This window comes from Mycobacterium sp. URHD0025 (assembly GCF_000426065.1).
GTDB lineage: Bacteria > Actinomycetota > Actinomycetes > Mycobacteriales > Mycobacteriaceae > Mycobacterium.
Window position 1 is genome coordinate 1 of the sequence record NZ_AUEQ01000019.1, and the last position, 21,122, is coordinate 21,122.

General features: G+C 67.3%; 27 protein-coding genes. 3 read left to right on the top strand and 24 right to left on the bottom strand.

Translation table 11 applies throughout. The features are described 5' to 3' along the window. The 5 genes from H977_RS33965 to H977_RS0126340 all read right to left on the bottom strand — a co-directional run. Positions 1–420, bottom strand: a 420-nt coding sequence (locus H977_RS33965; RefSeq protein WP_029110788.1) for a DUF222 domain-containing protein, incomplete at its 3' end; no start/stop codon positions are given. Between the two features lie 59 nt (positions 421–479). Next, positions 480–962, bottom strand: coding sequence for a pyridoxamine 5'-phosphate oxidase family protein (locus H977_RS0126325; RefSeq protein ID WP_029110660.1), 483 nt, complete (start codon positions 960–962; stop codon positions 480–482). A 54-nt stretch (positions 963–1,016) separates the two neighbouring features. Continuing rightward, positions 1,017–1,208: a hypothetical protein gene (locus H977_RS0126330; RefSeq protein WP_029110661.1), complete on the bottom strand. Its 192-nt coding sequence runs from the start codon at positions 1,206–1,208 to the stop codon at positions 1,017–1,019. Positions 1,209–1,270: 62 nt separating this feature from the next. Further along, positions 1,271–1,873, bottom strand: a complete 603-nt coding sequence (locus tag H977_RS0126335) for a TetR/AcrR family transcriptional regulator (RefSeq protein WP_029110662.1) — start codon at positions 1,871–1,873, stop codon at positions 1,271–1,273. Beyond that, positions 1,860–2,714, bottom strand: coding sequence for an oxygenase MpaB family protein (locus H977_RS0126340; protein WP_029110663.1), 855 nt, complete (start codon positions 2,712–2,714; stop codon positions 1,860–1,862). Before H977_RS0126340 ends, H977_RS0126335 begins: the two co-directional genes overlap by 14 nt. A gap of 132 nt (positions 2,715–2,846) precedes the next feature. On the opposite strand from H977_RS0126340, the gene H977_RS0126345 reads away from it, so the two are divergent. After that, on the top strand, positions 2,847–3,710 hold the full coding sequence (locus H977_RS0126345) for an alpha/beta hydrolase (RefSeq protein WP_029110664.1): 864 nt from the start codon (positions 2,847–2,849) through the stop codon (positions 3,708–3,710). A 16-nt stretch (positions 3,711–3,726) separates the two neighbouring features. Here the strand turns inward: H977_RS0126345 and H977_RS0126350 are convergent, their stop codons facing one another. From H977_RS0126350 to H977_RS0126395, 10 genes are all read right to left on the bottom strand, one after another. Next, positions 3,727–4,491 carry an APH(3'') family aminoglycoside O-phosphotransferase gene (locus H977_RS0126350; RefSeq protein WP_029110665.1) on the bottom strand — a complete coding sequence of 255 codons (765 nt, stop codon included), beginning with the start codon at positions 4,489–4,491 and terminating at the stop codon, positions 3,727–3,729. 3 nt (positions 4,492–4,494) lie between these two features. Next, on the bottom strand, positions 4,495–4,722 hold the full coding sequence (locus tag H977_RS0126355) for a hypothetical protein (protein WP_029110666.1): 228 nt from the start codon (positions 4,720–4,722) through the stop codon (positions 4,495–4,497). Further along, positions 4,719–5,204, bottom strand: a complete 486-nt coding sequence (mce1N, locus tag H977_RS0126360) for a transport-regulating membrane protein Mce1N (protein ID WP_036477319.1) — start codon at positions 5,202–5,204, stop codon at positions 4,719–4,721. The genes H977_RS0126355 and mce1N overlap by 4 nt, the downstream gene beginning before the upstream one ends. Next, on the bottom strand, positions 5,194–5,595 hold the full coding sequence (locus H977_RS0126365) for a hypothetical protein (RefSeq protein WP_029110668.1): 402 nt from the start codon (positions 5,593–5,595) through the stop codon (positions 5,194–5,196). Before H977_RS0126365 ends, mce1N begins: the two co-directional genes overlap by 11 nt. Before the next feature lie 156 nt (positions 5,596–5,751). Continuing rightward, positions 5,752–6,186 carry a hypothetical protein gene (locus tag H977_RS0126370; protein WP_051289109.1) on the bottom strand — a complete coding sequence of 145 codons (435 nt, stop codon included), beginning with the start codon at positions 6,184–6,186 and terminating at the stop codon, positions 5,752–5,754. Next, positions 6,183–7,163, bottom strand: coding sequence for a porphobilinogen synthase (hemB, locus tag H977_RS0126375; protein WP_029110670.1), 981 nt, complete (start codon positions 7,161–7,163; stop codon positions 6,183–6,185). The genes H977_RS0126370 and hemB overlap by 4 nt, the downstream gene beginning before the upstream one ends. 84 nt (positions 7,164–7,247) lie before the next feature. Continuing rightward, entirely contained in the window at positions 7,248–8,939 is a 1,692-nt protein-coding gene (locus H977_RS0126380; protein ID WP_029110671.1) for a bifunctional uroporphyrinogen-III C-methyltransferase/uroporphyrinogen-III synthase, read from the bottom strand. After that, positions 8,936–9,892: a hydroxymethylbilane synthase gene (gene hemC / locus H977_RS0126385; protein ID WP_029110672.1), complete on the bottom strand. Its 957-nt coding sequence runs from the start codon at positions 9,890–9,892 to the stop codon at positions 8,936–8,938. Before hemC ends, H977_RS0126380 begins: the two co-directional genes overlap by 4 nt. Positions 9,893–9,895: 3 nt before the next feature. Then, positions 9,896–11,251: a glutamyl-tRNA reductase gene (locus H977_RS0126390; protein ID WP_029110673.1), complete on the bottom strand. Its 1,356-nt coding sequence runs from the start codon at positions 11,249–11,251 to the stop codon at positions 9,896–9,898. A 65-nt stretch (positions 11,252–11,316) separates the two neighbouring features. Continuing rightward, positions 11,317–11,562 carry a glutaredoxin family protein gene (locus H977_RS0126395; protein ID WP_029110674.1) on the bottom strand — a complete coding sequence of 82 codons (246 nt, stop codon included), beginning with the start codon at positions 11,560–11,562 and terminating at the stop codon, positions 11,317–11,319. Positions 11,563–11,663: 101 nt separating this feature from the next. Between H977_RS0126395 and H977_RS0126400 the strand changes: the two genes are divergently transcribed. Then, positions 11,664–12,557: an HAD family hydrolase gene (locus H977_RS0126400; protein ID WP_029110675.1), complete on the top strand. Its 894-nt coding sequence runs from the start codon at positions 11,664–11,666 to the stop codon at positions 12,555–12,557. Between the two features lie 132 nt (positions 12,558–12,689). Further along, positions 12,690–13,217 carry an FAS1-like dehydratase domain-containing protein gene (locus H977_RS0126405; RefSeq protein WP_029110676.1) on the top strand — a complete coding sequence of 176 codons (528 nt, stop codon included), beginning with the start codon at positions 12,690–12,692 and terminating at the stop codon, positions 13,215–13,217. Positions 13,218–13,305: 88 nt separating this feature from the next. Here the strand turns inward: H977_RS0126405 and H977_RS0126410 are convergent, their stop codons facing one another. From H977_RS0126410 to H977_RS0126445, 9 genes are all read right to left on the bottom strand, one after another. After that, positions 13,306–14,373: a lysophospholipid acyltransferase family protein gene (locus tag H977_RS0126410; protein WP_029110677.1), complete on the bottom strand. Its 1,068-nt coding sequence runs from the start codon at positions 14,371–14,373 to the stop codon at positions 13,306–13,308. 35 nt (positions 14,374–14,408) lie between these two features. Next, on the bottom strand, positions 14,409–15,497 hold the full coding sequence (locus H977_RS0126415) for an SDR family oxidoreductase (protein WP_502691213.1): 1,089 nt from the start codon (positions 15,495–15,497) through the stop codon (positions 14,409–14,411). Positions 15,498–15,583: 86 nt separating this feature from the next. Further along, positions 15,584–15,685, bottom strand: coding sequence for a 30S ribosomal protein bS22 (locus H977_RS35025; protein WP_003402602.1), 102 nt, complete (start codon positions 15,683–15,685; stop codon positions 15,584–15,586). Between the two features lie 116 nt (positions 15,686–15,801). Next, positions 15,802–16,029: a cell division/environmental response transcriptional regulator gene (locus H977_RS0126420; protein ID WP_029110679.1), complete on the bottom strand. Its 228-nt coding sequence runs from the start codon at positions 16,027–16,029 to the stop codon at positions 15,802–15,804. 138 nt (positions 16,030–16,167) lie between these two features. Beyond that, positions 16,168–17,028 carry a pyrroline-5-carboxylate reductase gene (gene proC, locus H977_RS0126425; protein ID WP_155946844.1) on the bottom strand — a complete coding sequence of 287 codons (861 nt, stop codon included), beginning with the start codon at positions 17,026–17,028 and terminating at the stop codon, positions 16,168–16,170. 69 nt (positions 17,029–17,097) lie between these two features. Continuing rightward, on the bottom strand, positions 17,098–17,910 hold the full coding sequence (locus H977_RS0126430; RefSeq protein WP_029110681.1) for a thioesterase family protein: 813 nt from the start codon (positions 17,908–17,910) through the stop codon (positions 17,098–17,100). Between the two features lie 35 nt (positions 17,911–17,945). After that, positions 17,946–18,791, bottom strand: coding sequence for a sugar phosphate isomerase/epimerase family protein (locus tag H977_RS0126435; RefSeq protein WP_029110682.1), 846 nt, complete (start codon positions 18,789–18,791; stop codon positions 17,946–17,948). Between the two features lie 69 nt (positions 18,792–18,860). Beyond that, the gene (locus tag H977_RS0126440; RefSeq protein WP_029110683.1) at positions 18,861–19,994 is read right to left on the bottom strand and encodes an Rv0497 family membrane protein; all 1,134 of its coding nucleotides are present in this window, start codon (positions 19,992–19,994) and stop codon (positions 18,861–18,863) included. 19 nt (positions 19,995–20,013) lie between these two features. Then, positions 20,014–20,997: a Ppx/GppA family phosphatase gene (locus tag H977_RS0126445; RefSeq protein ID WP_029110684.1), complete on the bottom strand. Its 984-nt coding sequence runs from the start codon at positions 20,995–20,997 to the stop codon at positions 20,014–20,016. Positions 20,998–21,122 lie beyond the last annotated feature (125 nt).

The following is a 21,122-nucleotide window of genomic DNA, read 5'->3' on the forward strand; positions in this document are numbered from 1 at the left end:
CCCGGGCAGATCGTCCACCGCGTCGCGCAGCACTTTGACGTGATCACCAGTGAGCAACCCAGCATTTTGGGCGGCAGCCACCACCGGCAACACCGGCGCCAACGGTTCCCCGGTCAGCGCACGCCGCGGCCCCAACACCGCCGCCTCGGCCAGGCGCCGCCCGGCCTCAGCAGACGACAGCCGCCACCTAATCCGCAGCACCGCGTTCCACGATTTGGCACCCAACTCCCGCGGCGTGGTCTCGGCTTGCAGCTGGGCCAGCAGCCGATGCAACGGCCCCGGCAACTGACACATCAAGGTCTCGTACTCGTCGAGCACCGCCAGCACCTCAGCGCGGGTCAACGCCCCGACATCACAGGCGGCAAAGGCGTCGAACGCGGCCCGCAACCCCGCCACCGCCTCGCCCACACCCGCCTCCATGAATCGAACATACATTCGACCACCGACAAGTTAGGCCGCTCACATACGAGGCCGGGACCTCACGCCCGCCAGTTCAACACCTCACCGGACCCGGCCGTCATCACCGTGCCCGGCATGACCCGCAGCCGGTAGGGCGTCAGTCGCAACGCGGCGAACTGATCGGACGTCGGCCCGTCACTCCACTGCGGAATGATGCGCGGGTCGTAACCCACCGGCGCGGGGCCGTTGGCGAAGCGGTCCCACACCTGGGCGCAGGTTTCGTCGTCGGTGTACCACTCCACAAGGCAGTCCGCGGCGCAGGTGTCGTGGTTGGTGGTCCAGTAACTGACCGAGATATGGGGATGGACCGCCAGATGTGCCCGTTTGACCGGACTGGGCACGGTGGCGATCCAGCCGAAGAGATCCGTGCCGTCCCACTCCCAGATCGGGTGCAGGATGCGGCTACGCGGTTGACCGTCGGCGTCGACGGTGGCCACCGAGGCCCACACGATCTCGTGGGCCATCGTCACGAAGGCAGGGGCAATCCGTTCCAGCGGGGTCACCGTCACAACAGCCACAGTAGGCAACTCATGGCCCGCGACGGCGCGGGTTCGCGGTTACTCGTCGTGCTCGGGCCGGCCGTAGATCGGGTTACCGTCATCGTCGACCCAGTCATTGACCGCGGTGCCGGAGACGGTGCCTCCGCTGCCGGGCAGGGTGACAGTGGGCCTGTCGTCGTCATAGGACTGCATGACGCGTTCGGCTTGCTTGTGGTGCTCTTCCGTGACGCGCGGCTTTTCGGTGGTCATACCTCACGGCTGCCCGAAAGTGTGAGCCACCAAACACCAGGCCGCGGTTTACGCCCGGTGGATCAGGCCGAAACCGTGCGAAGCGACATCGGCAGGCTCGGGAGGAAATGCCGGGTGGCGAAGGCCCGGATGTCCTCGGCGGTGTCGAGGGGTTCCACACTGGGCAGCAGCAGCACCATTCCGGCATAACGCAGGATGGTGTCGGCCAGGTCGTTGACCGCCGGTTCGCCGATCCGCTCGGCAAACCCGGCCGGAAAGATCACCTTCAGTGCCGCGGCCATCCGCTCGATCGCCGCGCCGTAGTGGGCATGCAGCATCTCCATGACCAGAGCCGGTTCATCGGCGATCATCTGGTTGAGCACATGGTGCCGACGGAACCGCAAGATCGAGAGCGTGAATGCCTCGACGTAGTAATTCGATTGCGGCCCTGCACTTTTCAGTTCATTGGCGATATCGGAGAACAACGCCACGTTCTCCCGCTCGATCACCGCCGCCACCAGCTCGTCGCGGTTGGCGAACCTGCGGTAGATCGTGGTGCGGCTGACCCCGGCCCGACGCGCGACGTCATCGAGCGCGACCCGGCGCAGGCCGTGCCGCTCGAATTCGACGAGGGCCGCGTCCAGGATCGCCGTCACAGAATCGGGCACCGAATCACGCCCGGGCATAGCCCTTTTGCGCGAACTTGTTGTAGCGCACGCTCATCGGTAGATGATCCCACACCCAGTTCACCGGGCGGGATCGCCAGAACGCCGCGAACCGCTGGTAGTTGCGCTCCTGGCGGTCACTCCACGGCAGGTCCAGCAGGTCACGGGCGCGTGGTGGCAGGCCGCCCGCGGTCAGGAAAGCCGCGGCGGGGTTGAACACTGTGGCGACCACACGCCACACCGCCGGATGCACGGCCTTGGGGCACGGGAAGCCCTTGGTGACATAGCCGACGCCGTAGCGGGCGGACTTGTGGGGCACGGCCACGTCGTTCAGCATCCGATCCCAGTACTGCTCGAACTCGGCGTAGGTGGCCGGCATGGGCCGATCGCTGACGCCGTAGCGGCGGTACCACGTCTTGGACTCCAGATAGATCTGTTCCTTCTCGGCGTCGCTCAGCCGTTTGACGAAGGTGTCGGCGAAGTAGAGGACCTGCTCGACGAACGTCGCGTGCGCCCAGAAGTAGGTGTCGGGATCCAGCGCGTGGTAGCGCGATCCATCCGGCATATCGCCCTTGACGTGATGGTGGAAGTCGCGCACCTGGGTGCCCGCATTCTCGTCCTCGGTGCCGTAGACGGTCCGGAAGATCGGCGGGATTGTGCGCTTGAGCCGCTCGGCGGTGTCGGCGAAGAACGTGGAGTGGTCCAGCACGCCCTGGCCCAGCTCGGCCAGCATGTTCTGCAGCACTGCGGGCCGCGGCCCGATCAGGTACATCCGGTTGTCGCCGAAGTACTTCCACACCAGCGATTGCGGCCCCAGTGGCAGGGCGTCGGTCCGCTGCGGCTGCTCGGCCAATTCGGTCATGGACACAGTGTTACAGATTTTGTACTTTGTACCAAGAGGTTTGTGACCGGGGTCACGGACAGGTGGAGGGCGTTATCGCGCTGTTGCCGGACCGTGTCACCTGCTGAGACCCATGGTTGGAATGATGCGCAAGTGACCTCGCTGACCCGCCGCGACGCGCTGCGTCTAGGTCTCACCGGTGCGGGTGCCGCGGGAATGATGGCGTTGGGCAGCCTCCTCGATCCGCCCAAGTCCGGGGCGTCTCCGAACCCCAACCAACCGGGCCCCGGCCAACCGGCCTCGGCGGGCGCCCCGTTGCCGACCCGCGACTCGGGGTCGTTCATCTCCGCGGCCCGCGGCGGCGTCGAAACCAATTGGATCATCGCCCGCCCGCCTGGCCAGCACGGCCCACTACGTCCGGTGATCGCCCTGCACGGGATGGACAACGACGCCGCAGGCGTGATGAGCCTGGGCATCCCGGAAGCGCTGGCCCAGCTGACCGCGGCCGGCCGGCCGCCGTTCGCGGTGGTCAGTGTGGACGGCGGCAACTCGTTCTGGCGCCGTCGAGCCTCTGGTGGAGACTCCGGGGCGATGGTGCTCAACGAACTGATCCCGATGTTGACCACCAAGGGCATCGACACCTCACGAGTCGCCTTCATGGGCTGGTCGATGGGCGGCTACGGCGCCATGCTGTTGGGCGCCAGACTGGGCGCCGCGCGCACCGCGGCGGTCTGCGCCATCAGCCCGGCGCTCTACCTCACGTACTGGGGCGCGCCGCCCGACGCCTTCGACAGCCTCGAAGACTGGCAGCAGAACTCAGCGTTGAGACTGCCACCGGCGCTGGGGTCGATCCCGCTCCGCATCGACTGCGGCACCGGGGACGGGTTTTACTCCGCGACCCGAATGTTCGTCAACCAACTACCCCGGACCCCAGCTGTCGGCTTCTACCCCGGCGGCCACGATCAGGACTTCTGGCGCGCGCACCTGTCCGACGAGCTGGCCTGGCTCGATTCCTGAACCGCGCCTTGGGCTTTCACCCCCAGGTCAATGGATCCAGCGCCAGGTAGAACCGCAGCCGGTCCTCGTCTATCGCCGCCGGATAGCCCGCGGCCAGGCCCGCCGCGGCGTCGGTGGCGAATCCGGGGAAGCTGTCGGCGGTGTTGGCCAGCAACAACGCCAGATCGGCGTGGCGGTCCGCGACACCGAGCCGGCCCAGGTCGACGAAACCCTCCACGGTCAGCCGGTCGGGGTCGATGAGGATGTTGGGCAGACACAGGTCGCCGTGGCACACCACATGATCGGCGGCTTCTTGGCGGCGACGCCGGCCGGCGTCGCGTTCGACGCGCTTCAGCAGCTCGGCGGGTGAGACATCCCGGTCCTCGTCGGGCAGAAACTCGGTATTGACCGCGCCTGCGGCGACGACGGACCGGGCCCGTGCCAGCATGTCGTCGAGGCCGCGCTCATAGGGACAGTCGTCGACCGTGACGGCGTGCAGAGTGCGGACCGCCTCCACCACCGCGGGCCAGGCCGACCGTAGCGCGGCTTCAGCGAGCCGATCGGCCCCGATGCCACCGACGGCACTGCTGATCAGGCAGGCACCGCCGTCCCCGGTGGAGGCCCAGTCGATCACCGCCGGTACGGGCAGTCCGTGATCGTGCGCCCAGGACATCCGATCCCGCTCGGCAGCCAGCTCTGCGACGGCCACGGGACCGATCACCTTCAAGTACCGGGAACCGTCCGCACTGCGGAAGACCCCGGCACCGGATTCACCGCGCGAAACGGGCTGCCAATCGGCCACAGCTCAACGACGCAAGCGGGCGATGGCCAGCACGGTCAGCACACCCGCCACACCGGCGAGCACCAGCGCGAGCACCAGAAGCGGCGCCGAATAACTCACCGCCGTGGTGGCCGGCTCACCGTCGAGCACAGGCGCCACCTCCACCGTGCCCATCGCGGCGATCCAGCTCAGTACGCAACCCACGGCCGCGACTGCGGCGACGACGAACTCCAGCACGGCGCGGCGTTTCACGGCGTCCGCTCCTCGACCAGCGGCGTCAGCGCCTGCCGCAGCTTCCGGTGCTTGCGTGCCCAGGCCTGGACCGTGCGCGCACCGGTCAGTTTCAACCCGATGCCGGTCCGGCTCCGCGGCACTCCCGAGAGTTCCCCGAGAGCACGGGCAGATTGCCAATTCGGCGCCTCCGAGCCCGACGCCTCGGGGTAGATCAGGACGATCTCGTCGAGCTTCAATATCTCAGCGCCCTGCCGCAGGGTCTCGGCGGTCAATTCGACCGAGGTGTGGATGCGCGCGGCCTTGATCTGGATGGCCACGAACCCGGACACCAGCACCAGGAAAACGATCGGAATCCACAGATCGTGACCGTATCCGCCGGTGATCTGAAGAATCGCCATGCCGACTCCGGCGAAGGGCCCCAACAGCAGCCACGCCCAGCTGGCGCCCTGCTCGTAGAACAACACCTCGGAGGCGACTTTGTTCACCGGTTCACTCTCCATCGTCACCCTTCCGCAGTGGCAGCGCGCTCAGGCCGGTACCCGCGATGAGCGGGAGCAGCGCGACCAGCGTCAGGATATGGACCGGAGCCAGACTCAGCGCCGCGATCAACACGACCACCACCACTATCGCCATGGACAGCGCGATCGCGGCCCGGCGGTGCCGCGCATCGCCGGAACGACTACGACCGGCCAAGAATGCCATCCCGGCGCCGGCCAAGGCGGTGATCAGACCGACACCGCGGAACAGGGTGCTCTCGCTACTGGGCCAGGACGCCGAGGCGGCGATCAGGCCGCCCACGATCAACAACACGGCACCGGCCAACCAGCAGCCGAAGGCGATCGTCGCGCGGCGCGACCGAGGGGTCGGCGTCGGCGTCGTCGGTGAGGGCATCGGCAAAGCCTAGCGATCGACGTCCTCCCCACATCCGACGCCCGGGGTATTGCAACCTCTGGGCTCAGCGTCCGGCCGCAGACTGTGAAGGCGCCTTCGCGCAGTACCCACGCCGTGATACCTCTTGCCGCGCCCGGCCAGGGCGCCCGCGATCAATCAGCGCGTGAAGAAACCGTCGGCATCCTTGCGGTACAGCAGGTAGAGGCCGCCGGCGATCAGTACCGATCCGACGATCGCGGTGACGGCATAGCCCACTGCGGCCGCGTCTTCACGTTGCCCGGTCAGGAGGCTGCTGATCGCGTGCAGGACCGAGACGATCCCACCGCTGGTCAACAGGGTGCGAGCCCAGCGATAACCCTGGCGCATCAACATCAGGAACGCCGCCACGATCGAGGACAGCACCACAAGGAACATGATCGAGAAGACGACGGTCACCGACTGTTGCACACCGTTACCGGATCCGGTGAACGCGTCGATCAGGTACCCGACCACCATGAGCACCAGTGCGGCCGTCCACAACCAGAACCCGGTATCGACGTCCTCGGGACGACCGGTCGGACTCTGCTGCGGTTCGGTCACCTGTTCGGTCACGCGAGCCAGCCGGCCACATCGGCCGCCCAGTACGTCAGCACGATGTCGGCGCCCGCCCGCCGGATTCCGGTCAACGACTCCAACGCCGCCGCCTCCAGATCGATCCAGCCATTGGCCGCGGCAGCACAGATCATCGAGTACTCACCCGAAATCTGGTATGCCGCAACGGGTACCGGAGAAATATCGGCAGCTGCCCGCACCACGTCCAGGTAGCTCATCGCGGGCTTGACCATCACCATGTCGGCGCCCTCGTCGATGTCGAGTTCGACCTCGTGCACGGCCTCGCGGATGTTGCCCGGATCCTGTTGATACGTGCGCCTGTCCCCCACCAGGCTGGACGACACCGCTTCACGGAACGGGCCGTAGAACGCCGAGGCGAACTTGGCCGCGTAGGCCAGGATCGAGACCTCGGCGTGGCCGGCGGCGTCGAGCCCGTCGCGGATGGCGGCCACCTGGCCGTCCATCATGCCGCTGGGACCGACCACGTGCGCACCTAATTCCGCCTGCGCCACAGCAAGTTCCACGTAGCGCAGATTGGTCATGTCGTTATCTACCCGGCCCGCGGCATCCAGAACGCCACAGTGTCCGTGGTCGGTGAACTCATCAAGGCAGGTGTCGGCCATCAGTACCGTGGCATCACCGAGATCCTTCGCGAGATCACGCAGGGCCACGTTGAGGATGCCATCCGGATCGACGCCGACAGCGCCGGTCGGATCCTTGTCCTCGTCGCGCGGCACGCCGAAGAGCATCAGTCCGCCCACACCCGAGGCCACCGCGGCGGCGGCCGCCCGGCGTAACGAATCCCTGGTGTGTTGCACGACGCCGGGCATCGAGGAGATGGGCCGTGGTTCATCGATGCCGTCGGCGACGAACATCGGCAGCACGAGATGGCGTGGCTCCAAGGAGGTTTGGGCCACCAAACGGCGCATCGCCGGCGTGGAGCGCAGACGACGAGGACGATGTCTTGGGTAACCCATTACGCCTCCTATCCTCGAAACTGCATTCCAGCAGGAGAACTTCGAGTAAGGCCCTGCCGGAATGCCGTTTCGGCGAATGTCTGTCTAGCGCCTGCGGCTCTTCTTGCGCGGCGGAGGCAGCGCCCCCTCGGCCCGCAGACGCGCAGCGTGCTCGGCAAGCGCGTCGACCAGCGGTCCGACCGCGGCAGACTCGGGCTGCACATCAACCCGTAGGCCGAATTCCGCTGCGGTTTCAGCGGTTTTCGGTCCGATGCAGGCCACGATGGTCCGGGCGTGCGGCTTGCCGGCGATACCGACCAGGTTGCGCACCGTAGAGCTCGAGGTGAAGCAGACCGCGTCGAACCCACCGGTCTTGATCATCTCGCGCGTCTGCGCCGGCGGCGGAGCGGCCCGCACGGTGCGGTAGGCGGTGACGTCCTCGATCTCCCAGCCACGCTCGCGCAGGCCCTCGGCCAGCGTCTCGGTGGCAATGTCGGCCCGCGGCAACAGAACCCGGTTGACCGGATCGAAAACCTCGTCGAACGGCGGGAACTCGTCGAGCAGGCCGAGCGAGGACTGCTCACCCGACGGCACCAGCTCAGGATTGATGCCGAATGCCCGCACCTTGTCGGCGGTGGCCTGTCCGACACACGCGATCTTCACACCCGAGAACGCCCGCGCGTCCAAGCCGAACTCGTTGAACTTCTCCCACACCGCACGCACGGCGTTGGTCGAGGTGAACACGACCCACTGGAACCGGCCGTCGACCAGACCCTTGACGGCGCGCTCCATCTGCGCGGGGCTGCGCGGCGGCTCGACCGCGATGGTCGGCACCTCGATCGGCAGGGCACCGTGACCCACGAGCCGGTCACTCATCTCGCCGGCCTGATCCTTGGTGCGCGGCACCAGCACGGTCCAGCCGTACAGGGCACGGCTCTCCCACCAGTTCAGCTTGGCGCGGTTGGCCACGGTCTTGCCGATGGTGACGACCAGCGGACCGACCAGCGGCCCCGCCAGCTCACTTCCGGCCGGCTTCTCCAACACGGCCTTGTCGAGCAGGCCACCGAGCGTGGTCTCGACCGAACGCTGCTGGCAGGTGGTGCCGCTCGCGGTGACCACTGCCGGGGTGCTGTCGACCAGGCCCTGCTCGATCAGGGTGCGGGCGGCATCCGGCAGGTGCGACGCGGTCGCGTGCAGGATCAGCGGCCCGGGTGCGGCTGCCAGAGCCGCCCAGTCCACGTCACCGCGGACGTCGGCCACGGTGTGCGACGAACCGAGGGGCAGGCCCGCGTACGTGGGCACCGCACTCGTGGCGGGCAACCCGGGGACGATCTCGAAGTTCATGTGGGATTTGGCCAGCGCACCGATCTCGGTGATGACGGCGTCCACCGAGAGGGGGTCACCAGCCACCAGGCGCACCACGTCGTAGCCGTGGCGGGCCTCGGTGATCAGGGTCTTGGCCACCTCGGCGGGATCGCCGAGAGCCGGGCGGACCTCGGGCCCACCGGCGATGACGGCGGCTTGCGCAGCGTCGGGGGTGCCGGCGGCATCACCGCCTGCGGCGTCACCCGCGGCAGCGTCGGCCTTGACCGGCGCAGCTGGGGCCGGTCCGGACGCCGGCGGCAGTTCGGTGCCGATCAGGGCCAATACGGCCTCGGGGACGTCGGGATCGGTGAACACCAACTCGGCGTGCGCCAGCACGGTTTGCGCCCGTGCCGTCAACAGCCCCGGATCTCCCGGGCCTGAGCCCACAAATGTGATGCGGCCGGGCTTCGCCTTGCGACCTCGCATGGTCATTCTTCACTCCCGCGCTCTTCCAACAGCTCGCGTGCACCCAGCTCGAAAAGCTCCGCGGCCACCGAAAGACCCAAGTCGGCGGCCCGATCGGGAGTTCCGATACCGGACGCACGGATCACGTCGGATCCGTCCAGCGTCGCTACGCAGCCGCGCAACGACAGCTCTTCGAAGACATTGCCGTCCTCATCGATCGACTCGACCACTTCTGCGATCGCGCCCACCGGTGCGGAACAACCCGCCTCCAGTTCGGCGAGCAGGACCCGTTCGGCGGTGACCGCGGCGCGCGTGTCGGTGTCATCCAGCTCCGACAGCACCGAAATCAGCTCGGTGTCGCCGGCGCGACATTCCACCGCGAGCGCACCCTGAGCCGGCGCTGGCAACATCTGCACCGGTTCGAGCGACTCGGTGACCGCTTCGAGGCGTCCGATACGGGCCAGACCCGCACGGGCAACCACGATGGCGTCGAGATCACCGCTCGTAACCCTGTTCAACCTGGTATCTAGGTTGCCTCGTAGGGGGCGGATTTCCAAACCGAGACCCAGTGCTCTAAGCTGCGCGGCCCGTCGCGCGCTCGAGGTACCGATCACCGACCCCGCCGGCAACTCGCCGAGCACCAACCCGTCGCGCGCCACCAGCGCGTCACGAGGATCCTCGCGGCGCGGGATCGCGGCGATGACGAACCGATCGTCACGCGCGGTGGGCAAATCTTTGTAGGAGTGCACGGCCATGTCCACCCGGCCGTCGTCGATCGCCTCCCGCAGCGCCGCGGTGAAGACCCCGACGCCGATTTCGGCGATCGGTCCCTGGTTGCGGTCGCCCTCGGTCGAGATGATCACGAGCTCGCAGGCATGACCAGCAGCCAGCAAAGCGTCTCTGATGGTGCCGGCCTGCGTGGTCGCCAGCAGGCTACCCCGGGTGCCGATCCGGATTACCGTATCGCGCGTTTTTACCAAGCTCTACTCAGACTTATCGAGATCTGTTGTCATGAAGGGCAATTCACTGGCCGCCACAGCTTCGACGGCTTGCGGATCGAGTTCGAACAGCTCACGCAAAGCCTCTGCGTAGCTGTCCCCGCCAGGGGCGCTGGCGAGTTGTTTCACCCGCACCGTTGGTGCGTGCAAAAGCTTGTCGACGACGCGGCGGACAGTTTTGGCCACCTCGTCGCGGTGCGTCGCGTCCAGCCCGGGCAGCCGGTTGTCCAGCCGCAGCAGCTCGGCCTCGACCACGTCGGCGGCGCGCTGCCGCAACGCGGTGACGGTCGGCGTGACCTCGGCCATGCGCTGGCCGGCCAGGTAGTTGGCAACCTCGGTGGCCACGATCGTGCGGGCCGCGTCGGCATCGGTGGCCGCCGCGCGCGCCGACGGTTCCCGCTGGATCCGGTCCATGTCGACCACCCACACACCGGGCAGCCCGGACACCGCCGGATCCACGTCCCGCGGCATACCGAGATCACAGATCACCAGCTGCCGATCGCCGGCGCCGGCGTCACGCTGAGCCAGGGCGTGGTGCACGTCGGCCAGGGACACCACCGGGCGTACCGCCCCCGTGCTGCTGACCACGACGTCGGCGTCGGCGAGGGCCTCGGCCAGATGGTCCAGGGACATGGCCTGCGCCTGCACGCCCTGCTCGGTGAGGTTCTCGGCCAGGCGCTGGGCCCGCGGTAGTGAGCGGTTCACCACGTGAACCCGCTCGATTCCGGCGCGGACAAGGTGTGCGCCGGCCAGCGCGCCCATCGAGCCCGCGCCGATCACGGCCGCGGTGCGCCCGGCGAGCCCGCCGTTGAGCTTGGTCTCGGCCATGCCGAGGGCGACCGATACGACCGATGCGCCCGCGGCGTCGATCCCGGTCTCGGAGTGCACCCGCTTGCCGACGTTGAGGGCCCGCTGGGCCAGCTCGTGGAGGGTGCGCCCGACGGTCTGGTGCTCCTCGGCCGAGGCATAGGCGCGACGCACCTGCCCCAGCACCTGGGCTTCACCGATGACGGCCGAATCCAGGCCGCTGGTCACCGCGAACAGATGCTCGACGGCGGCCTCGGCGTAGCGCACATAGGCGTATTTGGTGAGATCGTTGAGCGACATGCCGGAGTGATCGGACAGCACCTGCCCGATGATCGACAGGCCTCCGTGGAAGGCCTCGACCACGGCGTATACCTCGACGCGGTTGCACGTAGACAGAACCATGGCCTCGGTGACCAACGAGGATCTGAGGACCTCGTCGATGATCTTGGCCTGATCGGATTCGTCAGTGCTCAACTGCTCGAGAACAGACACCGGCGCGCTGCGGTGCGAAACCCCGAATAGCAGCACACTCACGGCTTCATCACCACGTCACCAAGGTAATCGTTTCCCGCCCGGCCACCAAATTTCATCTGGCGATTTCATTTGGCGAGGAGGTCGGCCCGAAGCTGCTCCTCGTCCACATCCCAGTAACTGTGTTGGGCCCCATTCAGCAAAATCACGGGCAACAGGTCGCCGTACCGGGCCCGCAGCGAGGTGTCGCCGGCCGCGACGGCCTCATCCACGTCCCTGGTCACCAACTCGAAATCGAGCTCCTCGCGCAGCGCTGCCAACTGCCGGGCCGCCCGTTCGCACATGCTGCAACCGGCCCGGGTCAGCAACGTCACAGTGTTCCCCCCGCCGTCCCCCCCGCCGTCCCGGACGCCGCCACCCGCCTGCTCACGCTCCACACCGCCAGTATCCGGGCCGGGTGACTTAGGGTGAAAACGTGCCCGAATCCGGTAGTGCCGATGCGCTCGAACAGCAGCTCGGCGGCGAGGCCAGCGCCGAGCTCGCCGTCACCGAGCTCGAGTCCGACACCGACCCCGTCGGGACGCCCGCGCCGCCGCCCGATCTGACGGCCGCGGCGTTCTTCGACGTCGACAACACCCTGGTACACGGATCTTCTCTGGTGCACTTCGCCCGCGGTCTGGCCGCCCGCAAGTACTTCACCTACCGCGACATCCTGGGCATCGCCTACGCGCAGGCCAAGTTCCAGTTCACCGGCAAGGAGAACAGCGACGACGTCGCCGAGGGCAAGCAGAAAGCCCTGGCATTCATCGAGGGCCGCTCCACCGCCGAGCTCGTCGAACTCGGCGAGGACATCTACGACGAGATCATCGCCGACAAGATCTGGCCGGGAACGCGGGCGCTGGCCCAGATGCACCTGGACGCCGGTCAGCAGGTGTGGCTCGTCACGGCCACTCCCTACGAGCTGGCCGCCACGATCGCTCGGCGTCTCGGCCTGACGGGCGCGCTGGGCACCGTCGCCGAGTCGGTCGACGGGGTGTTCACCGGCCGGCTGGTCGGCGACATCCTGCACGGCACCGGCAAGGCCCATGCCGTGCGGTCACTGGCCATCCGGGAAGGGCTCAACCTGCGCCGCTGCACCGCCTATTCGGACAGTTTCAACGATGTGCCGATGCTGTCACTGGTCGGCACCGCGGTCGCGATCAACCCCGACGCCGCCCTGCGCGATGTGGCCAGGGAGCGGGGCTGGGAGATCCGCGACTTCCGCACCGCCCGCAAGGCGGCGCGCATCGGCGTGCCATCGGCTTTGGCGCTCGGCGCACTGGGCGGCGCACTGGCGGCCGCCGCCTCCCGTCGCCACGACATTCGCTGAGCGGAGCAGCCGCGCTGATAAGCATCCGCGGCGGGCCGCGCTGATAAGCTGCCGCGGCGGGCCGCGCCAACGGTCCCGCAGCCATGCACGTTTGTGCGCACCGCGCACCGCATACCGAACAGCGCAGGGAATATGAGCATCGCCGCAAACATCATCGGAACCCACTACCGGTACCCCGACTACTTCGAGGTCGGCCGGGAGAAGGTCCGCGAGTTCGCCAGCGCGGTCAAGGACGACCATCCGGCGCTCTATGACGCCGAGGCCGCCAAGGAGTACGGCCACGACTCGGTCGTGGCATCGGTGACGTTCCTCGCGGTCGCCGGCCGACGGGTCCAGCTGGAGCTGTTCGACAAGTTCGACATCCCGATCAATCTGGAGCGCGTGCTGCACCGCGACCAGAAGCTGATCTTCCACCGGCCGATCATGGTCGGCGACAAGCTGTGGTTCGACTCGTACCTGGACTCGGTCATCGAGTCGCACGGCACAGTGATCGCCGAGGTGCGCGCCGAGGTGTCCGACGACGACGGCAACCCGGTTGCCACGAGCATCGTGACGATGCTCGGCGAGGCGGCCAGGGACGAGGCCGACGAGATCAGTTCACAGATCGCCGCGGCACGCGACGCCGCGATCGCCAAGATGATTGCTGGGCAAAAGAGCTAGGTTCCCCGCGAGCAGCCATAGAACTGCCCCTTTCCGCGCGGAAAGGGGCAGTTTCATGTCTGGTCGCGGGAAAGGTCAGGCGAAAAACTCAGCCGAAGAACATATTTCGGCGTCCCGCCAGCAGCTGATAGAGCGTGTGCTGGATGGTCTCGCGGACCTGATCGGTCAGCTCGAATGTGATCATCGGATCGTCGGCGGCACCCTCGTCGTAATCGGCCGTCTCGATCGGCTCACCGAACCGGATGTGCCACTTCGACGGCAACGGCACCAGCCCGAGCGGCCCGGCCAACGGGAACAGCGGGGTCACCGGAAAGTACGGCAGACCGAGCAGGCGGGCCAGCAGCTTGACGTCGGCCATCATCGGATAGATCTCCTCCGACCCGACGATGGAGCACGGCACGATCGGCGCCTGCGCCCGCAGAGCTGCCGAAACGAAGCCGCCCCGGCCGAAGCGCTGCAGCTTGTAGCGGTCCTTGAAGTTCTTGCCCAACCCCTTGAAACCCTCGGGGAACACAGCCGTCAGCTCACCGTTGGCGAGCAGGCGGTGCGCATCGGTGGTGCAGGCCACGGTGTGCCCGGCCTTGCGTGCGGCCTGTCCGACCATCGGCATATCGAAGACCAGATCGGCGGCCAGCAGACGCAGATCCCGGTGCGCGGGGTGGTGGTCGTGCACAGCCACCTGAGTCATCAGCCCGTCGAAGGGCAGCACCCCGGCATGGTTGGCCACGACGAGCGCCGCACCGCTCTCGGGCAGGTTCTCGATGCCGGACACCTCAACCCGGAACCAGGACCGGAAAAACGTTCGCAGCAAAGGCAAAAAGATAGCGTTGGTGATGTGTGGATCGAACCCGAACTCGTCCACCGAGTACTCACCGGTCATGCGGGTGCGGACGAATTCCGAGACTGCCGCGATGCCCTTGACGAGTTCGCTGGGGCCTTCGTCGGCCGCCGAATGACCGGAGACGTTACTGCGCCTCTGATCGATCTCGCGGACTACCGCGGCGATCTGCTCGGCCGATGCCCGGCCACCCGGATCAGCAAGGACAGACGGATGCCTGCGGGCACTGTCAGACCGGGCGGCAGCCCGGCGCGCAGCAGAGGAACGGCTCGAATTCCCATGTAGCGGAATAACTTTCGCCTTGGATTCACCCGCCACGTCGATACCTTCTCCCACCCCGGACAGAGCCACTTCTAATATCCCAAACGCTGCGCCATCCCCACGGCGCGACTCTCCATTGAGCGTACCCATCGCGGATCGAGTATCGGTGTCAATCCACGACCACGGACATAGTCGTCGAATGCCTCGGCGGTCGTCCACTTGGGACTGTAGCCCAGATCCCTGTGCATGCGCGTAGTGTCCATCACCCGGCCGTAGCTCAGATAGTTCATCTGATCGCGGTCCAGTTCGGTGTAACTCGTTGCGCGACTGAGGGAATTGATCGCCGACAACGCCCCGCGCGGGACGGGAAGCCGGACACGTCCCGAACGCCGGATCGCCTGGCTCATCATGATGATGCCCGAAGCGCCGATGTTGAAGGTGCCTGCCTTGCCGGCCACGGTCGCACGCTCGAGTGCCCCGAGGGCATCTTGCTCGTGCAACAACTGCAGCCGTGCGTCCTGGCCGAACACCGACGGCACGACCGGCCCGGCCAGATACCGCGACAAGGCGGTGTCCATCGCGGGGCCGATCATGTTGGCCAGCCGAAGGATGGTCACGTCGATGTCCGGACGGCGCCGGGCCAGCCCGCGCGCATAGCCCTCGATATCCATGCTGTCGCGGGCGAAGCCCTCACCCGGCGGACGCCGGGCGCTGGTCTCCTCGGTGAACATCACCGGGTCACGCGGACTCGAGCCGTACACCTCCGAGGTGGACTTGAGCACGACCCGACGGACCGACGGCGTCTTCTGACATGCCGCGAACAGTTGGATCGCGCCCATCACGTTGAGTTCCTTCAACGTGGCCCGACCTCCGGACCGCGGCGCGTAGGACGCCGCCGCGGCATGCACGACGGTGTCCACGTTCTCGTTTCGGATCACCTTGGCGATAAACGGATTGCGGATGTCGGCCCGGACGAACTCGGCCCGCCCCATCCGACGCATGAGGTCCTTGCTCGGCACCACCGCATCGACGGCGATGACATGCTCGATCAACGGGTTCTGCGCCAGCCTGGCGGTCAGATAACCACCGAGGAACCGGCACGCACCCGTGACCAGAACCACTTTCGGAGAGGGCGCCGCACCTGTCTGCTGCCCGGACTGCGTTCCATTGGAAGAGTCCACACCAGACGACCCGGGGACTCCCGTCGGGCGTCCCCCCGAACGACCTTCAGAATCCATCGGCTCAGCCTAGCGGCCGCAGCGGTTGGCTACTTGCCGAGTTTTCTACGCTGCACCCGGGTACGGCGAAGCAGCTTGCGGTGCTTCTTCTTCGACATACGCTTACGCCGCTTCTTGATGACTGAGCCCATAAAACCCGGTGTCTCCGCTACTTAGCTGATGGTTGACCCGGTCACTTTACCCGGGCCGACCACCGAAACGGAAAACGCCAGCCTGCTCGGGCGGCTCAGCCCGACGCGGCGGGTGCCTAACCGGCGTCGAAGTACGAAGACTCCAGCAGATCATGGACCGCCTTGGCGTGAACCCGGAACGATCGGCCCACTCGAACCGCAGGCAATTCACCGTTGTGCACCAACCGGTACACCGTCATCTTCGAGACCCTCATCAAGTTCGCCACCTCGGCGACCGTCAGAAATTGAGCTCGAGGCTGACCGTCGCCAGCATCCCGCGCCGATGGCCCGTTCATAGACGTCATCGCAACCCAATCAATCAGGCACAGGCAGTTCCAGCGGCTTCCCCACCGCTGGCACCGACCCGCGCATACAAAGGGAGAATAGCGTGGCGGGTGGGGTTACTGCGACGGGTGTGGGCTAATCAGTTGGAATTAATCTAATTACTCAGATGTAATTCCGAGCTGCTCAGAGCGCGTTTTCGCGGCCTGAACGGCATTGGAAACCGCAGCCCGCAAGCCGCCACGCTCCAATTCCCGCAGCCCAGCGGCGGTGGTGCCGGCCGGCGAGGTCACCATCGCCCGCAATTGGGCCGGGGTGGTGTCCAACGCGGCGCCTCCGGACGCGTTCACCTCGTCGAGGCGCTCCAGCAGCATCGCCGCCGAACCGGCCATCGTCTGCACCACCAGATCGGTAGCCACCGCGCGCGACAGCCCCGATTCCACGGCCGCATCGACCATTGCCTCGACCATCAGGAAGAAGTACGCCGGTCCCGAGCCCGACACCGCGGTCACCGCGTCCAGTTGGGACTCCGCGACCGTGATCACGCCGCCGACCGCATCGAAGATCGACGAGACCGCCTTGAGCTGATCCGCCGTGGCGAACCGGCCCGGCGCCAGCGCGCTCACGCCGCCGCCGACCACGATCGGGGAGTTGGGCATCACCCGGATCACCGGAGACCCCGCCGGCAGCTTGTTCTCGTAGTACGACGTGCTCACGCCGGCCGCGATGGAGACGAACACCTGCTCGGCGGTATCGGTGTCGGCGCGCACCGCGGCATCGGCGATCTCGTCGATCACCTTCTCGACGTCGCCGGGCTTCACCGCGATGACGACGTAGGTGGCGTTCTCGGCGGCCGCGGCGACCGAGCTCACCTGCACCGAATACTTTTCCGACAGCTGTTTGGCCCGGTCTCCGAACTTCTCCGCGACCACCATGTCCTTGACCTGCCTGCCAGCCCGTAACAGCCCCGACAGCAGCGCCTCGCCCATGCTTCCGCCGCCGATTATCGCGATTCTCGACATGGGCGACAGCATCGCACGACGGGCGGCTCCCGACGCCCCTGGCGTCCGTGCTCCAGCGGAGTCGCGCCGTCAGGACTGCGCGGGCACCATCGCCAACTGACGCGTCTGCACGATGATCCGGCCCTCGCAGTCGACCACGATGTGGTCTTCGTCGAACCAGTCCTGGCCGATCTGGACCGAGGTGCACATCACCCGCAGCCATCCATCGGCCGGCAATGCCCGCAGATAGGCCGTCAGCTGGACCGTGGGCGCCCAACCGGTGCGCTCCACGGCAAAGGTGACCGGAGCCGACACATCGCCGCACAGAAGCGCGAACAGCACGTCGGGGGCGACTCCCTTGGGGCGCACCCAGTACTCGAAAACCGGTGGGCCGCCGTCACTGCGCGGACCCATGGTGTGCAGCGCGGGCCGGATGTCGCAGCCGTGCGCCAGGTGCACGACGTGTTCCATCGGATGCCCGGGCCCGATCGGCTCCAGGCCCGGCGGCGGCTCCGGCGTCATCAACGGCACCACCGGGTTGAACGACAGCAGCGGAGGCACGTGATGCTCGGGCTCGCCGAGGGTGACCGCCGCCGTCACGGCAGTGCGCTCCCCCTGCCTGAGCTCGACATCGACCAGGCTGATGCGGCGGCCCCGCTTATGCACGGTGGTGAGCAACTGCATGGGTCCTGGATCGGGTGCCCACAGGAAGTTTCCGGACACCGCCAGGGGTTGTGCCGACGTGCCCAGCTCGGTGCGTGCGGCATTGGCGCACAGCGCCAGCATCGCGCCGCCGTGCACCTTCGGTCCGATGGTCCAGTGCTCGTTGAGCTCACCGTGATAGACGCCGTCGCCGGCCGGCCTCAAGGTCATGGCATCGGTGAACAGGGTGGAGCCAGTCATCTGTGGGTCTTTCTGCAGGGGTTGCCGGGGGCGGTTCAGCGCATCAGGTGCGTACGGGCGAATTGCAGCGACTCGGTCAGCAGCGCCTCGCGCTCGGCTGCCGTCTTGGCCGCCGAGGTGGTGACCTCAAGGACGACGTGGCCGGAGAAATCGCTCGCGGCCAGCATCTGGCACACCTCGGCGGTGGGCTGGGTGCCGCGGCCCGGGACCAGATGCTCATCCGTGGAGGCGCCCTTGCCGTCGCACAGGTGCAGGTGGACCAGGCCGTCGCCCATGCGCCGGGCCATGTCCATGGCGTCGGTGCCCGCCGTCGCGGTGTGGCTCAGATCGAGCGTGTAATGGGCGTGGTTGCCGTCCAGCGGGTCGTAGGACGGCGCGAAAGCGGAGATGCCAGGACCCGGCTTGCCGCCGCGCTTGCGCATCCTCTCGACCGACGTGCCGCTCGCCCCGAAGAACCGGTCGGCCCGGAACGGGAACATGTTCTCCACCGCCACCAGGACCTCGCTGTCGGCCTCCAATTGCGCCACCTGCTCGCTGAATCCCTCGGCGTAACGTCGCTGCCACCGGAACGGCGGATGCACGACGACGGTCTGGGCGCCGAGCTCTTCGGCGGCGCGCACGCTGCGCTCCAGCTTCGGGATCGGGTTGGCGCCCCACACCCGCTGCGAGATCAACAGGCACGGCGCATGCACCGACAGCACCGGCACGCCGTAGTCAGCCGACAACCGCTGCACCGCTTTGATGTCCTGGCTGACGGACTCGGCCCACACCATCAGCTCCACACCGTCGTAGCCGAGCCGGGCGGCGTACTCGAAGGCGGCCTCCGTCCTCAGCGGATAGACCGAGGCGGTGGACAGGCCGATCTTGATGGCGGGGCGCACGGAACCAATTGTGTACCGAGACCGTTCCGCTCCTCTCGCGCGCAGGCCGGTTTCGCTCCCCGCGGGGCGCTAACTCGCCTGCAACAACGCCAGCGGCCCGAAGGTGACCAGCGCTCCGACCGCCACCGCGGTCAGCGTGCTGCCGATGTCCTCGGTCTTGCGGACCACCCGCACGCCACCGGCCAGGCCGAGGATCACCAGCACGCCGAGTACCAGCGCGACGATGGTGTTCCACTTCCACAGCTGATCGAACGCGATGAACAGACCGGCGCCGAAGCCCACCGCGACCACGCACTGACCGACGATCCACAGTGCGCGCACCAGCGGGGAGCTGGGCTGTTGGTCCTCGTCGAATTCGTCGTGCTCGTCGAAGGCGTCGGCGTCGCCGCCCTCGGACAGGCCCTCGTCGAACTCAAGGTCGGCCTCGTCGACGCCGGCACGGCCACGCGGACGGCGGGCGCGTTCGTCGGCGACCGACTCGCCGCCGAACAGCGGTCCGAGCGACGAGTAGGAGCTATCCCCGTACTCGTCGTCGTAGTCGTCGTATCCGGCGTCGGCGGTATCGACGTCGTCGAGGTCGCGGGCATCGGGTTCGGCCGAGGAGCCGGCCGGCTCTGCCGCACGGTCCTCGTCGAGGTCGTAGAGCGGATCAGGACTCATCCGCTCGGCACCGGTGCCCGACGGTTTGTAGTCGCGCGCCGGGGGCTTGTACTGCCCGCGGCGGGGACGCGGGCGGAATTCGACGGGTTCGGGATCGGCGTCGCGCGCAGCCAGGTGCGCGTCGTAGTCGTCCTCGGCGTCGGTGCGTACCTCGTCCGGTTCGACCTGCCTGGCGGTCGGCTTGACCCGAGGGGGCCGGGGAGCGCCGTTGCGGCTCCGGACCCGCGCCTCGTCACGGTCACGCGGTTGCGGTTGCTCGCGTGGCTCGCGTGGCTCATCCAGGATCGGTGCCACGACGGCGGTGTCGACCAGTGGATCAGGTGTGGGAACGGGAACCGGCTCATCGCGAGGTTCGAACTCGATGTCGTCGGTGATGATCGGGATCTCGCCGGTGAGTTCGGCGACCGTCACCGAGTCGCTGTTCCCGCGACGGCGCCGTCGGCGACCGCCGACCGGGGGTGCCCCGATGGTCCCGTTCTTTGCCAGCAACTCGGCGACCGAGATCGGTCGGGTGCCGGATGGGCTGTTCTCTGGTCCTGTCATACCTATGTTGCCTTTGGGGCTAGCTTTTCCTTAACGTCCGGGCGTCCCGCGCAGACGTCTCTACCAAGGCTGTGCCGTCGGCCTCGCTGTCGAGTTTCCGCAGAATCAACCCCTCCCGCAACGCCCAAGGGCAAATGTCGACGGAATCGATCTCCAGTGCTCGCATACTAGCTTCAGCTACCAACGCACCGGCCACGATCTGTGGTGCCCGCTCGGCACTCACCCCTTCCAGTTCGGCACGGTCAGCCGCTGTCATCCTAGAGATGAAAGCTATGAGCTGTCTTAATCCGGCAGCGGTGAGGGTTCGCTTGACCCGCGGGCCTGCGCCCGAAGGGGCCGCCCCGGTCAATCGAGCCAGCGACCGGAACGTCTTCGACGTCGCCACCGCCAGGTCCGGGTTTCCCGAGCGGCGCATGGTGGCACCGGCATCGGCGAGTTCATTGGCCAGCCAGTCCCGCAGCATCGCCACCCGGCGCCGCCCAGGTGGGTCTTCGGCGAGCCACTCCCTGGTCAGCCGGCCTGCCCCCAGCGGCAGGGAGAGCGCCACCTCGGGCTCTTCGTCGACCCCGCTCGACAGCTCGAGGGAGCCGCCGCCGATGTCGATGTTGATGATCCGACCTGCGCTCCAGCCGTACCAGCGACGCACCGCCAGAAACGTCAGCCGCGATTCGTCGACGCCGCTGAGGACACCGAGGGAAACACCCGTCTCCGCCCGAACTCTTGCCAGCACTTCCTCAGAGTTCGTAGCGTCGCGCACCGCGGAAGTGGCAAACGCCATCAATTCGGCGCAACCCGAACTGGTCGCGATCTTGGCGAACTCGTCGACGGTGGCCACCAGGCTGTCGGCACCCTTGCGGGTCAGCTTGCCCGAGCTGTCGATCGCCTCGGCGAGCCGCAGGGCGGCCTTCGTGGAACTCATCGGGGTCGGGTGCCCGCCACGGCGTGCATCCACCACGAGGAGATGAACCGTGTTACTTCCGACATCGAGCACGCCTAACCGCACCGCACCAACCTAACCGCAGCCGACCAGCGCTTCGTGGCCGGACCTCCCGCGACCTTCGGGATGAACGGGTGCGGCGTGTGGCGCGCCACACCCCGCGGCGTGGCGCGGTTGGGAAATGCGTTCAG

Coding starts and splice junctions, on each gene's coding strand:
- H977_RS0126330 (WP_029110661.1), bottom strand. CDS start 1,208: ATGACCACCGAAAAGCCGCGCGTCACGGAAGAGCACCACAAGCAAGCC.
- H977_RS0126335 (WP_029110662.1), bottom strand. CDS start 1,873: ATGCCCGGGCGTGATTCGGTGCCCGATTCTGTGACGGCGATCCTGGAC.
- H977_RS0126340 (WP_029110663.1), bottom strand. CDS start 2,714: ATGACCGAATTGGCCGAGCAGCCGCAGCGGACCGACGCCCTGCCACTG.
- mce1N (WP_036477319.1), bottom strand. CDS start 5,204: ATGGAGAGTGAACCGGTGAACAAAGTCGCCTCCGAGGTGTTGTTCTAC.
- H977_RS0126365 (WP_029110668.1), bottom strand. CDS start 5,595: ATGCCCTCACCGACGACGCCGACGCCGACCCCTCGGTCGCGCCGCGCG.
- hemB (WP_029110670.1), bottom strand. CDS start 7,163: ATGGGTTACCCAAGACATCGTCCTCGTCGTCTGCGCTCCACGCCGGCG.
- H977_RS0126380 (WP_029110671.1), bottom strand. CDS start 8,939: ATGACCATGCGAGGTCGCAAGGCGAAGCCCGGCCGCATCACATTTGTG.
- H977_RS0126405 (WP_029110676.1), top strand. CDS start 12,690: ATGAGCATCGCCGCAAACATCATCGGAACCCACTACCGGTACCCCGAC.
- H977_RS35025 (WP_003402602.1), bottom strand. CDS start 15,685: ATGGGCTCAGTCATCAAGAAGCGGCGTAAGCGTATGTCGAAGAAGAAG.
- H977_RS0126420 (WP_029110679.1), bottom strand. CDS start 16,029: ATGACGTCTATGAACGGGCCATCGGCGCGGGATGCTGGCGACGGTCAG.
- proC (WP_155946844.1), bottom strand. CDS start 17,028: ATGTCGAGAATCGCGATAATCGGCGGCGGAAGCATGGGCGAGGCGCTG.
- H977_RS0126430 (WP_029110681.1), bottom strand. CDS start 17,910: ATGACTGGCTCCACCCTGTTCACCGATGCCATGACCTTGAGGCCGGCC.
- H977_RS0126440 (WP_029110683.1), bottom strand. CDS start 19,994: ATGACAGGACCAGAGAACAGCCCATCCGGCACCCGACCGATCTCGGTC.